The sequence below is a fragment of the [Clostridium] aminophilum genome (assembly GCF_900101295.1).
Classification (GTDB): Bacteria; Bacillota; Clostridia; order Lachnospirales; family Lachnospiraceae; genus Clostridium_R; species Clostridium_R aminophilum_A.
The window spans coordinates 1-12,124 of sequence record NZ_FOIL01000003.1 but is presented as its reverse complement, the minus strand read 5'-3'; the positions used below and the strand labels follow the sequence as shown (position 1 = coordinate 12,124).

General features: G+C 39.7%; 14 protein-coding genes. 5 read left to right on the top strand and 9 right to left on the bottom strand.

Annotated elements, in window-relative coordinates; translation table 11 throughout:
* Positions 1 to 6 precede the first annotated feature (6 nt).
* Positions 7 to 366 carry an HNH endonuclease gene (locus BMW41_RS01320; RefSeq protein WP_074648365.1) on the bottom strand — a complete coding sequence of 120 codons (360 nt, stop codon included), beginning with the start codon at positions 364 to 366 and terminating at the stop codon, positions 7 to 9.
* A gap of 240 nt (positions 367 to 606) precedes the next feature.
* On the opposite strand from BMW41_RS01320, the gene BMW41_RS01315 reads away from it, so the two are divergent.
* The 4 genes from BMW41_RS01315 to BMW41_RS01300 all read left to right on the top strand — a co-directional run bounded on the left by BMW41_RS01315 (position 607) and on the right by BMW41_RS01300 (position 3,886).
* On the top strand, positions 607 to 1,041 hold the full coding sequence (locus BMW41_RS01315) for a hypothetical protein (protein ID WP_074648187.1): 435 nt from the start codon (positions 607 to 609) through the stop codon (positions 1,039 to 1,041).
* A gap of 167 nt (positions 1,042 to 1,208) precedes the next feature.
* On the top strand, positions 1,209 to 1,607 hold the full coding sequence (locus BMW41_RS01310) for a hypothetical protein (protein ID WP_074648185.1): 399 nt from the start codon (positions 1,209 to 1,211) through the stop codon (positions 1,605 to 1,607).
* A 12-nt stretch (positions 1,608 to 1,619) separates the two neighbouring features.
* Positions 1,620 to 3,524 (top strand): hypothetical protein, encoded by a 1,905-nt coding sequence (locus BMW41_RS01305; RefSeq protein WP_074648183.1) that lies wholly within the window; start codon positions 1,620 to 1,622, stop codon positions 3,522 to 3,524.
* 17 nt (positions 3,525 to 3,541) lie between these two features.
* The gene (locus BMW41_RS01300; RefSeq protein WP_074648181.1) at positions 3,542 to 3,886 is read left to right on the top strand and encodes a hypothetical protein; all 345 of its coding nucleotides are present in this window, start codon (positions 3,542 to 3,544) and stop codon (positions 3,884 to 3,886) included.
* A 241-nt stretch (positions 3,887 to 4,127) separates the two neighbouring features.
* Here BMW41_RS01300 and BMW41_RS01295 read toward each other — a convergent pair whose 3' ends face one another.
* The 8 genes from BMW41_RS01295 to BMW41_RS01260 all read right to left on the bottom strand — a co-directional run bounded on the left by BMW41_RS01295 (position 4,128) and on the right by BMW41_RS01260 (position 11,530).
* On the bottom strand, positions 4,128 to 4,544 hold the full coding sequence (locus BMW41_RS01295) for a hypothetical protein (RefSeq protein ID WP_074648179.1): 417 nt from the start codon (positions 4,542 to 4,544) through the stop codon (positions 4,128 to 4,130).
* The gene (locus tag BMW41_RS01290) at positions 4,528 to 5,007 is read right to left on the bottom strand and encodes a hypothetical protein (RefSeq protein ID WP_074648177.1); all 480 of its coding nucleotides are present in this window, start codon (positions 5,005 to 5,007) and stop codon (positions 4,528 to 4,530) included. The genes BMW41_RS01295 and BMW41_RS01290 overlap by 17 nt, the downstream gene beginning before the upstream one ends.
* A gap of 3 nt (positions 5,008 to 5,010) precedes the next feature.
* Positions 5,011 to 5,580 carry a hypothetical protein gene (locus BMW41_RS01285; protein WP_074648175.1) on the bottom strand — a complete coding sequence of 190 codons (570 nt, stop codon included), beginning with the start codon at positions 5,578 to 5,580 and terminating at the stop codon, positions 5,011 to 5,013.
* A 14-nt stretch (positions 5,581 to 5,594) separates the two neighbouring features.
* Positions 5,595 to 5,993, bottom strand: coding sequence for a MotA/TolQ/ExbB proton channel family protein (locus BMW41_RS01280; RefSeq protein WP_074648173.1), 399 nt, complete (start codon positions 5,991 to 5,993; stop codon positions 5,595 to 5,597).
* 185 nt (positions 5,994 to 6,178) lie between these two features.
* Positions 6,179 to 6,403, bottom strand: coding sequence for a hypothetical protein (locus BMW41_RS01275; protein WP_143050782.1), 225 nt, complete (start codon positions 6,401 to 6,403; stop codon positions 6,179 to 6,181).
* Between the two features lie 9 nt (positions 6,404 to 6,412).
* Entirely contained in the window at positions 6,413 to 9,745 is a 3,333-nt protein-coding gene (locus BMW41_RS01270) for an AAA domain-containing protein (protein ID WP_207646857.1), read from the bottom strand.
* Positions 9,639 to 10,286: a hypothetical protein gene (locus tag BMW41_RS14480; protein ID WP_074648167.1), complete on the bottom strand. Its 648-nt coding sequence runs from the start codon at positions 10,284 to 10,286 to the stop codon at positions 9,639 to 9,641. Before BMW41_RS14480 ends, BMW41_RS01270 begins: the two co-directional genes overlap by 107 nt.
* 314 nt (positions 10,287 to 10,600) lie before the next feature.
* Positions 10,601 to 11,530, bottom strand: a complete 930-nt coding sequence (locus tag BMW41_RS01260) for a transglutaminase-like domain-containing protein (protein ID WP_074648165.1) — start codon at positions 11,528 to 11,530, stop codon at positions 10,601 to 10,603.
* Positions 11,531 to 11,883: 353 nt separating this feature from the next.
* Here BMW41_RS01260 and BMW41_RS01255 point away from each other — a divergent pair.
* Positions 11,884 to 12,124: transposase (locus BMW41_RS01255; protein ID WP_177171122.1), on the top strand; the 241-nt coding region annotated here is incomplete at its 3' end.

Here is a 12,124-nt window from a genome sequence, read left to right as displayed (position 1 = left end):
TCTCCCCTACCGGTCATGCCAACGATCACCGCGCCTCGCATGAATCTGTGAGTGGCAGGACTTACACAGCGCGATCAGGTTGCTCCGATCGTGAGTGCCGCCTTCACTAAGTGGGAGCTTATGATGAATCTCCTCCACCGGAACGATCAATCCACGTGCAAAGCACAGCTCACAGAACGGATGCTCCGCCGCATACTTGTCGCGGATCCGTTTCCAGGCACGACCATATCTTCGCTTCGTGTTTCTATCTCTGCCATACTTTTCATATTCGCTGTTTGCCTGATGCGCATGTTTCTCACAGTATCGTCCATCCATAAGAAGTGTACATCCCGGATAGGCACACGGATGTTTGGGTTTTCTTGGAATAAAGTTTTTTTCCATAAAAAATCCCACACTCTTTTTTAATTTTAAGGTGTATCATGTAGTAAGAAATACTTTTACAAACGTAATTAGGAAATCCTTTTATTTCCTATCTCAATATCGCGAATAATACAGGACCTATAGTTGGAGATGATGTTAAGCATTTTAGTTTAGAACGACTTTTGGTCGATCATTCATCACTCCAGGCTATTTATCATTTTGTATTCTCAAAAGGAGGAACATGTTATGAAAAAAATCAAATGGTTACTGGCAATGATTGTTGCAATGGTGCTGTCTATGAGTATGGTTTCATTTGCAGGAGTTTATGGTAGCACAAACGAAGAGTGCTATTACAATCAGGAGTGGCGAAACGCATTCTCCAATTATTGTAATCAGATTCTAAAAAGCGGTGATGATGATCTCCAGATTTATTGGCTTGATAACGAAAACGATCATAGCCAGGATAAGGTTGTAGCTATTTCTTATGATCAATCTATGAAGACTAAGAGTTATGGGTTTCATAGAGCAATTGTAATGTATCCGAGTGGTAGAACTTATACCACATGTTATAAGAACGGAGACGGTAGCTATTCAGATGCAAATGAACTTGTTAATTGGCGAGGTGAGATCATGCGTCTCAAAGATCTCAACGAATTCTCCAGATTTGCACCAGCGCAGTAAAGTCTCTCTTAAGAGCTCTTGGAATTTTCAGGGGCTCTTATTTACAAAGCCCCGAAGGACTCACATTCCTCGAGGCTCTGCTCTTTTCTCTAAATCCAGTATAATAGTATCACAGGACCATATTAAAAAAGTGATATAACTCGCTGATATAAAAAAGGAGGGATAGTATGTATTTATCAATGCTCAACAGTGAAAAAAAACATTTATTCTTAAACCTTGAGATTTATCTCTCTAAGGTTGACAGCGATTTTTCGGATGCAGAAAAATTAATTATTGATGCTCATTGTATGGAAATGCATATCGACAACAACAATTACGATGTTGACATGACTCAAAGTGAGGTCTTTGATGGTCTCAAAAAATTAACACTTCAAGAACGCAAAATTGTATTTCTTGAGTTGGTTGGCACAATTATGGCTGATAATGTTTACCATGAAGGTGAAAAGAGATTAGTAAAAAAACTGGCAGAAATCCTTGGAATGACAGATGCAGATATTGATTTGGCGTTTTCTATCATTGCAGATATGAAGAACGTCTATGAGAGATGTGCAGACTATATAAAGTAAGGAGGCTGCCCTATGGATCAACATCAAGAAAAGATAGCATTGATGAGAAAGTATGCAAGCGACATCAAAACAAGTTTTCCTTTTCATATCAAGGGAGATATTCCTTCAAAAATAATCGATAATGCCATCAAGAAATGGGCTAATGGCCTTGATCGAACTAAAATTATTGGCTTCTACGATACTACTGTTATGAATATCGGAAAGGAAGGATACATTTTTACTGACACACAAGTGTATTATCTTACAATGTTCGAGAAGCCTAAAAAGTTGTGGTATGACGATATTGAATCAGTTAGTGTGGAAGGACATAATACAAAAGATTGCAAAAACCGGCTTGTATTCCATTTGTATGATGGGACCACTGTAGCATGGGAGGATTCATTTTTGAACAAAAAGCCTCTTAAGGACTTTTTTGATGAGATGTTGAAACTAATCAATGGCCCGTCCAGCAAAACTGCTTCTATTCAGTATGCAGATGCCAAAGTAGAAGGCGCCATTGCCGGAGGAGTTTCTGCAGGTGCATATAGTCAAGTTAACAAATCCTTCGATGAAGAACGGTTTCACTCTGCGCAAGGACATGGATTTGCTGCTGAGAGAGCCAACAATTTATACGACAAGCTAACAGGACATGATGCTAGAATCGTCGGTGATGACAATGTCAAGAACGGAGCTGACCGTATTGTTGATGGCGTAATGATTCAATCAAAATACTGTCAGACTGGTAGTAAGTGTATCAATGAGTGCTTCGATGAAAATGGTAATTTCAGATATTTGAATAATGGGAAACCAATGCAAATAGAAGTCCCGTCTGACAAATATGATGCTGCAGTTCAGGCGATGGAAGAGAAAATCCGCCAAGGTAAAATCCCAGGAGTAACGGATCCAGAAGAAGCAAAGAACATAGTTCGAAGAGGTCATTTCACTTATGAACAAGCAAAGAATATTGCTAAAGCTGGCACGGTCGAATCGTTGACATATGATGCGGTTAATGGTGCAATCATAGCGACATCTGCTTTTGGAGTTACTGCTATAATAACTCTCGCATCAAATCTTTGGAATGGTGAGGATTTTGATAAGTCCTTAAAACTTGCTACTTATTCAGGCCTAAAAGTTGGCGGAACGGCATTTATTACGACGATAATTGCAGGACAGTTATCAAAAGCAGGATTAAATAGCGCATTAGTAGGCAGTTCTGAGGCTGTTGTCGCTTTTATGGGGCCTAAAGCGTCAGCAATTCTAATTAATGCTTTTCGAAATGGTAGCAATATATACGGGGCCGCCGCTATGAAAAGTGCGTCAAAACTTCTGCGGGGAAATGTTATAACCGCTAGTGTGACGGTTGTTGTGCTTTCTTCGTTTGATGTTGTTAACATTTTTCAGGGAAGAATTTCAGGCAAACAATTGTTTAAAAACTTAACAAATACTGCATCGACAGTAGGCGGAGGAACAGCAGGATGGCTTGGCGGTGCAGCTGTAGGATCCGCCATATTACCTGGAGTAGGAACGATTGTCGGAGGATTAATTGGTTCTATGGTGGTCGGTGCTGGTGCTGGCAAATTAAGCGATACGGTTTTAGGAACATTTATTGAGGATGATGCGGAGGAAATGGTTCGAATAATCCAACAGGAATTTGGAACACTTTCCACGGATTATCTATTATTACAAAAAGAAGCGGAAAAAACGGTGGATAGACTTAGTGACAAACTTGATGGAAGCTTGTTAAAAGATATGTTTGCAAGTAGTGATAGGCACCAATTCGCGCGAAATCTTCTCGTGCCTATTATCGAAAGTGAAACGAAAAAACGTAAACATATTGCGACTGTAAGTGATGAGCAGATGGCAATCTGTCTTAGATCGGTTTTGGAAGATATTTCAGATGCCGTTGAGTCTGATAATAATCCTGTGCCTGCTTACTAAAGATAAGGAGGTTTGACATGGACAAGAAGATACTCATAAAGAAAATGAAGGAGTTTATTCCAGTCAAGGAAAAAGAACTGAATGAAAAAAGTGTTTACATTGAAAACATGAGTTTTGCGGCTCTACGTGATAGTCTAATTGGACTGGGAACAATCCTTGATGAGGATTTTGATGCCAATTCATATGTGGTTAATGTTCCAGCTGGTATAGCAAACAAAAATAGTGCAGTTGTCGCGGTACAATTGAAAGAAAGTGAATTGTTTCTGTTAGGCTTCGCAAAGGAAGGACTTATTAGTCAGCATACCGCCGAGAAAGCAATTGAAAAAGTGATTAAAAAAGTCTCAAAATATGTAAAAAAATAACCGGAAGATATCAACTACGAAACGAGTTCTGGGATACAGCCAAAATCTTCAAATGCAGATATTTTGATAATCTCATTCCTCGTTACCTGCATAAAAGATCCAATAGCATGCATAAAGCCACAGCATGAAACATATCATACTTCATGCTGTGGCCATTCCTATGCATTCTTTCTGAACTGAGTTTTCCTCCGGCTTCAGATGGTTCCAGACCGAACTGACCCACTATAGTTTTTGGAACTCTCTACCTTTCAACGTATTTGATTTCAAGTTCTTCCGCTAAAGAAATAAGTTTTTTATATGCGTTTCTTGTTGCATTATGATCCGATATTATTACCGAGACGTTTTTGTCTCGTTTTAGAATACTATCCTTCAGTTGTTCCAAAGAAATCGGCGCGTTGTTACAAATATACGTCTCCCCATCTACCAGAACATTCAGCTCAATAATCTGCGCTTCAGCTGTGGATTCGTATTCATTACCGCCGCCGTCCGTGGTTTCCTGTTCTTGACTTTCTTCTGATGGAATTTCAGCCGATTCCATTTGTGCGATAGCAGTATCGGAAGCTGCCGCAAGATCTTCCTTCTTCCAAAAGCATCCTGTATTCAATACACAAATCAGTATAATCGCTCCAGATAAAGCTAGTTTAGTTCTTTTCTTCATAAGGTATATGGGCCTCTCTTAACGAATTAATGATATTGCTATAAGCATTGCGTGACGCGTTATCATCGGAAATCTGTACCACAATATCCGTTTTCTTCGTTTCAATCAGTTTGATGAGTTCTTCTACGGAAACTCTATTATTCTGATACCAAAACTCATTTCCGTTGACAGTCACTTCAATGTTTTCTACTTTGGCTTTAGTTTCTTTCGGTTCTTCATTATCCTGATCAACGGTGGATTCCATTGCCACAGAAGATTCATTTGACTCGGCTACAATCTCAGATACGCCGTTTCCTTTTCCGGCACCAAATCCATTTCCCAAACCAATTCCAAAGCCGAAATGTAGAATGGCCAAAATAACTAAACCAATCAAAAAAAGAGGAAGGCTTATTTTGACAAGTCTTATTAATAACCCAAACGGGGACATTAACAGTTTTCCCAAACCAAGTAATAACTTACCCATTTTTTATGCTCCTAAACTAACATCAGTAACTGAGAAATACAAATGTGGAAACGTCGATTGCAACTGATTCAGACCTTTTTCAATTCTTCTATATGCACGATTTGAACCACTCATGTCCATATTCAATATTACATCACACAAAATTGTATCGTTTTTTTCATAGCCAGAATGTTTCATGCTCTCTTGCAACTGTTTTTCAAAATCATCGTCACCCGATAACTTCCCTACAACCGTATCGGAACGAAGGAGTCTGACATCCCATTTATTATGTCCGTCAGAGTCTTTTTCTTCACCAATATCTACAATGAGTTTTATGTTATCTCCATTTTTGAAATCGATGATTCCCTTTTTATTCTCTTTCTCATTCGTTGAACTAATTAACTCTATGGATTTCTTCATCTGTTCTGTTATTTCTTCAGCCTCAACCTTTGCAGCATTTGCTTCATTCACCGCATTTCTGACTTTTTCCTTGTCATTCTGAGCATCAAGCGTACTAAACAAAACAAAGAAGAAAATAATGATCAGAGTTACATCCAACAACGAAGTAAAATCAAGTATTACATCTCGCTTCATATCAAGCCATCCATTTATTTGCTATACTCTTGTTTTTCTTTATTGATTACTACCTCAATCCTATCTGCTATAAATGCATTTCCAAATTTAAATATTAAAGAAAAGATTATTCCCCAGGCTGTCGACGTTAACGCTATAAAAAAATTATTTTTTATGTTTTCCATATCTCCAGATGCAAGGTCCAAACCAAGTAATCCCATAACTGTGCCTAACATCCCTAATAAAGGGAAACACGAAAGTGTTGTCAAGAATAATGTGTAAACAATGGAGGTTATTTTCACCTTAGAGTCTTTAAACCAGCGCAATTTTGCACATAAAACTATAAAAAAGCCAAATTCAATAAGTGCCGCTAAAGAAATTAACCAATCGCTTTGTAAAAGACTACTCGTTAGTTTTCCCCATGCTTCTACCATGACAATTCCTCCATAATTATATAAACCTTATTTGAGTATAACACTTTTTAATCATACTCACACAAAAATCCCGTAGCCATCAGCATTTTACTGAAAGCCACAGGATTCATTGCGCATTTCCGAAGCGTTATTAGGTTTGATTCATCTGAACAGTCGCATTAAACTTCTTTCAGTTTCATTATGTTTTACGCCTTTTCAAATACCATCTCCGTGAGCGCCTGACCGACAAATTGCTCCGCCGGTACAACTTCCGACGGAAAACGTTCTCCATATGTCCGAACGCCTAACTCCCTCTTTTCCAAGGCCAATTTAAGCGGAGACGCATTCATGAGGCGAATGATCTCATCCATTTCCGCGGATTCCTTAATATAATATCTGCCGCACATGCGCTCTCCTTCCAAATTAAGCATCCTAACACATCAAATCTCACCGGGTTTAATATAATGCCCCTGCTCGCATTTGATATAGATTCCATACGGACCAACCGCAGCATGAATCCCGCATCGATGCATAGGGCAAGTGACATTTTCCACATCGATATACCAATTGATAAGATCCGAAGTAAGTAAAGCCGTCTCTTTGCAGGAAGCAGATGAACACTTCAAATAGAATTTTCCTGTCTTTCCTCTGGCCAGCATCATTGGATGCTTGCAGACTGAACATTTTTCTTTTTTTCGCACAAAGGCATCCAAGCCTCCGGATCCAGTTCCCTTGTCATTCGGATCAATGGTCTCATTATTGCTTTTTTCAAGAAATGTTTTTCTCTGCCCATCGATTTCTCGATAGTCCAAACCCGAAAATGCCCTGATCATTTCAATGGTATGTTCGCCTTTTACTCGATAGTATGTCGGGACAACTGTTGAAAACGTGCTATTTTTATCCCGAAAACACCCTCTGGATTTCGGAAGACCATACCATGCGATCTTTTCATCTATGACGATCATCGGAAACGCTGCATTTTCTGACGCCCATGCAATCCGTTTCCAATCTTCCGGGAGATTCTCATAATCCTTCGTTTTACAAAGGACCCGAATATTATTCTTTTTTGCGATATCGATGATACTTAAAATACGCCCTTGAGTCTCTGCATCGAGTTCGCCATCCGGAAGAGAAATAATGATCTCTTGCTTTGCTCTTTCAGCGTCTTTTTGGAATGCCTCAACTGCAATATCAAAATCCCTATAATTGATGATATTCTTTGTTTCAGGAAGCTCTGCTACATATGACGCAAGGGTTTTATTCTTGACCGATATCTCATTTCCTGACTGCATCAAATATTTTAGCAGATTCCAAAAAATATGCTGGGATGTTCCATATTTCATTTCCCAGAATTTGACATAGGATACGATGATCAGTTTTCCTTTCGCCCTTGTCAATGCAACATTGATTAGTCGATTAACCGAATCTACCTCTTTTCCCATCAGCCAACCAACCTTTGATGCAGGGTAACTTTCAACCGCATCAAAAATAATCAGATTTCTTTCGGATCCCTGGAACTGGTGAACAGTGGAACATACGATATCCGTTTGGTTGGCCTTCCGATAATCCTGAATCATTGCTCGAATAAGACGTGTCTGCGCTGCGTATGGAGTGATGATTCCAACACTCTTCTCCCCATTTCGTTCTGCTTTAATCGCAGTTTGGAAAGAAACAATCGCACTTAAGATGTTAAAGCGCGAATTATCGCTATTCTTCATCGCTGACGCATATGCACCGGAAAGATTGATCAGATTTATCGCCTTTCCTTCAAATGGATTTCTGCCAACCACCTCCTGTCGGCTCGTTGATACGCTTGGATGGTCTACAAGCAGGCTCCCATAAATATACTTGTTTGGAAATGCAGAGATCAACGGATGCATACGTCTCTGCTCATTCAGCATTACAAGCCAGGGATGCGCACATACCTTTGACCCTTTTACCATTCCCAAATATGAAAAAATATCCGTTTCCAAGACTTGTTTTGCTCCGGATTGAGCAATTGGAGGCAGCTGACGGAAATCTCCGACCAGTACTACTTTTTCTTTCGAATACATCGAAGCGCAAATGATCTGCGGAACATAGGCCATACTGACCTCATCAAACATCACAAGATCGAATTTCATTTCTTCGAACAATGGATCGATCGTCACCTTAGATATTGTTGTTGCCACAAAATTCGCATATCTTACATATTCGCGTTCTGCATTTCTAACCTCTGCCCGCAGAGCCTTAAGATCTTTTTCGATCAGATCTCTCTCCCTCGAAAACGCATTTCCCTTCGCAATCAGCTCATTCTTCTGTTTCGAGAGCCGATCCATCCGGTGCTTTAGACCCGAATTCTTCATCAATGCATAATTAAATGCCGAAGCACACTCATCCTGTGACAATACCTCATCTCGGACAAATCCATATCGAAGCACTTTCCCACTATGTAGCAGCGATTCCATCTTTTCCTCTCTGAGAATCGCAACCGTTTGCTTCACTACCCCATCCACGGATACGTTACTGTGAGATACAGCTAGAACAGACTTACCTTTCTTCACTGCTTCCTTGGCAATCTGTGCCATAGTATATGTTTTTCCGGTTCCCGGCGGTCCCCAAATAACAGTTATGTCATTTCTCTGGACAGCGTTCATAGCCTCCATCTGTCCCTTCGGGATCTTAACGGCAGGATCATCGGTGGCCATCTTAGGACCGCTCCGAATAATCATCATCGCCAGTCTATTCCTACTGGCCTTTTCCATTTTCTTCGCCAAGGCTTCTAGCAGTTTCCATGGTTCAACACTCATGAGTGCCTGACCGACTTGTTTTCCGAAATCTCGATCAACTATAACAATGATCTGGAAGCCTTCACATACCAAAACCGTTCCCGAAGCTTTATCTATTCCTACGTTCAGAGAAATCGGAGCATCATCCGAAATATACAATTCAGCTTCCATTTCAAAACTATACGTGTAATGGCCGTTCGAATCTGAAATTCGCTGTCCATTACTGAGTTTATATTTTCGTCCGCCTTCATTCTGAAGAAACGTCATCTCTTGAAGGGTTGCTTTTCTGTATTCCTCAATCTCCGGAATTCTTATCGTTTCCGGATCATCGGGCTCTATCAATACGATACTGTGCTCTGTTTTTTTCTTTTCTATCTCGATATTATTTTCAATACGGTCAAATTCCTCCTGGCTTAATCGACTCCTCATCACATAGTCAAGTTTTTCTCCTGACTCTCTATTAAAGGAATACCCTATCTCATATCTATACCCATCGCTAGAAAGAAAATAGAAAAAAGCATAAGCTTGCGCAGCTAGGAATTCTCTTCCCTTGATCGGCACATCAACACTAAATTCCTTATGTGCCTTTTCTTTCAGTTTACAAAAACCTGTATAATACTTGTCATACTTGCGTTCTAACTTATCAACTAAGTAAATCTCATTCAAAATCACATCCGATTCTTTACCTTTTTGCGACATGATTTTAAAATTCACCTTCGCGACTCCGTCAAATACAGTAATCCTCGGAAGCGTTATCTTAAAAGAACAGTTATCAAAATTCTTTTCCTTTACCCCACTCATTGCTACAAAACTCCATCCTTGATCCAAATCCGGTTCAGAGTCCCATCTGAAACCAAAAAATATATCCCCGCTGATTTCTTTTATCCACTTTTGTCCTTCATGTCTTAAAGCATTTACAATTCCTCTGTGGGCATGATTTTCTGAATTTTTTCGCCTTGGAATAGTTACATTTACCTTTCTCATCCATAAATTTGCATATTCCATAAGCATCATGAACATAATATTGGGGAATGTTTTTCTTCTCCGTTTTTCTTTGTATATGCATTAAGAACACATCATCTGCCTTGACAATATCAAGTATTTCAGGCTCCGTCGATTCTTCAATATTGACATAATACATTCCACAGAATGGACATTTTTTCAGAGATTTTTTTATTCTATTTAGCCCTTCATTACATACCAAACACTTGAATAAATCTGATGTCTGTTTATGGCTTATAGCTTTGTCTGCCTTAGCAAGCTTTCTCTTTTCAGCCGTGAGGCTTTCCTTATATTTCTCAATACTATCACGCTCAATTTCATCCGCTGTCTTTCGATTCTTCAACAGCTTTTTATAGGCAGCTTCCGTTTCAGCATACTCACCACAATGACTAGATCCTCCACAAGCATCCATGTAATATTTTGAGCGTGGACTCACACACTCTCCATTTGCATTATGGATACAACGTGATTTATGCCGTCTAGGATCATCTTCATCTTTTTTGGTGTATCCAATATGCCATGGTGTATCTGGCAATCTATCCATAACTCCTCCCAGTTTTTTCACTTAGAAATAGATTCAGAATTTGGTTCCGCGGTTGAATTAAAGTCCGAAAGCAGTATTAATTTCACATATATTATACATCTGTAATCATTACCAATCCATCCGATCTCATTTGACGGTTGCTGATTCTCCCATTCCCGCTCCCTTTTGGCATGGTTCCCTACGACGCAGAGATAACTTACTCGGCAGGCGTCTTCTTTATTGAAATCACAACCCAAAAAACAGCACCACGAAGCATTATCACCTCATGATGCTGTCCACGTCTACTGCTCTCCTGGGTTTAATCACTACATCCCTTAATCAATCGTAAGTACCCTTGCCCCCTGTTTCGCATATTGCTCCGGCAAAATCCCAATACGCCATCCGTATTGAGAGGTTTCAATGTAATAGTAGTTTTTACCATCTTTCTCGAAATGCGTTCCCTGGAGATTCGTTCCCAGGACTCCGACTGCGCAGTGATTATCATATATAAGCAAAGCAGATCCATACCCCATCGCTTTAATGATGCCGCAAAGAAGAATGGATTTATCCTCACAATCTCCCCCCTTATCATTTAGAGTTTCTATTGGATATTTGGGATATTCCGTATCATTATCTGGAATATAGTCAAGGGACTGCACAAATGCGATCGCATCGCATACAGCCTTAAAATCTGAATCCCCATTCTGTCTAAAAGCTTTCGCCAATCCTTCACAGATCTTTGTGTTCATCGGATCATCGATGTAGTTCTTCCATTCCTGAACATTATAATACCGATCTAACGAACGGTAATATTCCGCTGCTCCGACCGGAAATTTTTCCTGTGTTAATTCTCTGTTTTGTCGTCCATCATAGCTCTTATACTCATATTTTCTTGGCTCGACTTTACTTGTATCAATTTTTGACAGATCCGGTTTCCTATCATCCGCCAATCCCTTTTCTGCCTTCTTCGTAGCATTCAGATTATTATCAACGGCCTGCTGTCCACTCGAACTGTTCCCCGTCTCGTTTTGAATGCTTTTTAACACTTTGTTTGTCTGGACTTCCTTACTATAGGAAACCGTACTTCGATTCTGCTGTGCGGCCTTCCTTTCCCTGTATATTTTTAGAACATTACCGCCTACGTCAATCAGAAAATATAATACAACCGCCCATAGAATTATTTTCAGTACCTTCCACTTCCGCTTAGGCGGTTCCTTATCGTTTTTCGGATATGGAAATAATTCAGGACTGCCATACACACCCATTCAATCACATCTGATCCATTTATCAAATAGATGATCGGATCTTTTCCTTTCCCTCAGATTCTTCTGAGATAGTCACTCTGTCCACCATTCTTATGCTGCTTTGAATCTGCTCTTGTCCATTTCTTCGAATGCTTTCATTCTCATAATATCACATTCCGATTCTATGCGATAATTTTATAATTTCTCAAAATCCTCATCACACAAAAAACAGCAGCACGAAGCGTTATCGCCTCATGCTGCTGGATAACGTATAATAAGTTTCGCAAATTCAATTTCATATAAAAAATAGACATAGTCTATTGCCGTCGGTAAAATTAAGTTACCACACCAAACCCACCGAGGAGGCAATAGCTATGTCTGATAACATTATACAGCTTAATGAAGATCTCATAAAGAACAATCTGAAAGATCTGGTACGGAATAGTGTTGAGGAAACCCTCAATGCATTGCTTGATCACGAAGCCGATGAGCTTGTAAATGCTGATAAATACGAGCGTTCCGGTGATCGAAAAGGGTACCGCTCTGGGCATTATGAGAGAAATTTTACGACTACGTCCGGCGATGTCACACTCAAGGTTCCAAAACTAAAGGGGA

Bases quoted from the DNA above. Each gene is read 5' to 3' on its own strand.
- BMW41_RS01310 (WP_074648185.1), top strand. From the start codon at position 1,209: ATGTATTTATCAATGCTCAACAGTGAAAAAAAACATTTATTCTTAAAC.
- BMW41_RS01290 (WP_074648177.1), bottom strand. From the start codon at position 5,007: ATGGGTAAGTTATTACTTGGTTTGGGAAAACTGTTAATGTCCCCGTTT.
- BMW41_RS01280 (WP_074648173.1), bottom strand. From the start codon at position 5,993: ATGGTAGAAGCATGGGGAAAACTAACGAGTAGTCTTTTACAAAGCGAT.
- BMW41_RS14480 (WP_074648167.1), bottom strand. From the start codon at position 10,286: ATGGATAGATTGCCAGATACACCATGGCATATTGGATACACCAAAAAA.
- BMW41_RS01270 (WP_207646857.1), bottom strand. From the start codon at position 9,745: ATGGAATATGCAAATTTATGGATGAGAAAGGTAAATGTAACTATTCCA.
- BMW41_RS01300 (WP_074648181.1), top strand. From the start codon at position 3,542: ATGGACAAGAAGATACTCATAAAGAAAATGAAGGAGTTTATTCCAGTC.
- BMW41_RS01305 (WP_074648183.1), top strand. From the start codon at position 1,620: ATGGATCAACATCAAGAAAAGATAGCATTGATGAGAAAGTATGCAAGC.
- BMW41_RS01275 (WP_143050782.1), bottom strand. From the start codon at position 6,403: ATGCTTAATTTGGAAGGAGAGCGCATGTGCGGCAGATATTATATTAAG.
- BMW41_RS01315 (WP_074648187.1), top strand. From the start codon at position 607: ATGAAAAAAATCAAATGGTTACTGGCAATGATTGTTGCAATGGTGCTG.
- BMW41_RS01295 (WP_074648179.1), bottom strand. From the start codon at position 4,544: ATGAAGAAAAGAACTAAACTAGCTTTATCTGGAGCGATTATACTGATT.
- BMW41_RS01285 (WP_074648175.1), bottom strand. From the start codon at position 5,580: ATGAAGCGAGATGTAATACTTGATTTTACTTCGTTGTTGGATGTAACT.
- BMW41_RS01260 (WP_074648165.1), bottom strand. From the start codon at position 11,530: ATGGGTGTGTATGGCAGTCCTGAATTATTTCCATATCCGAAAAACGAT.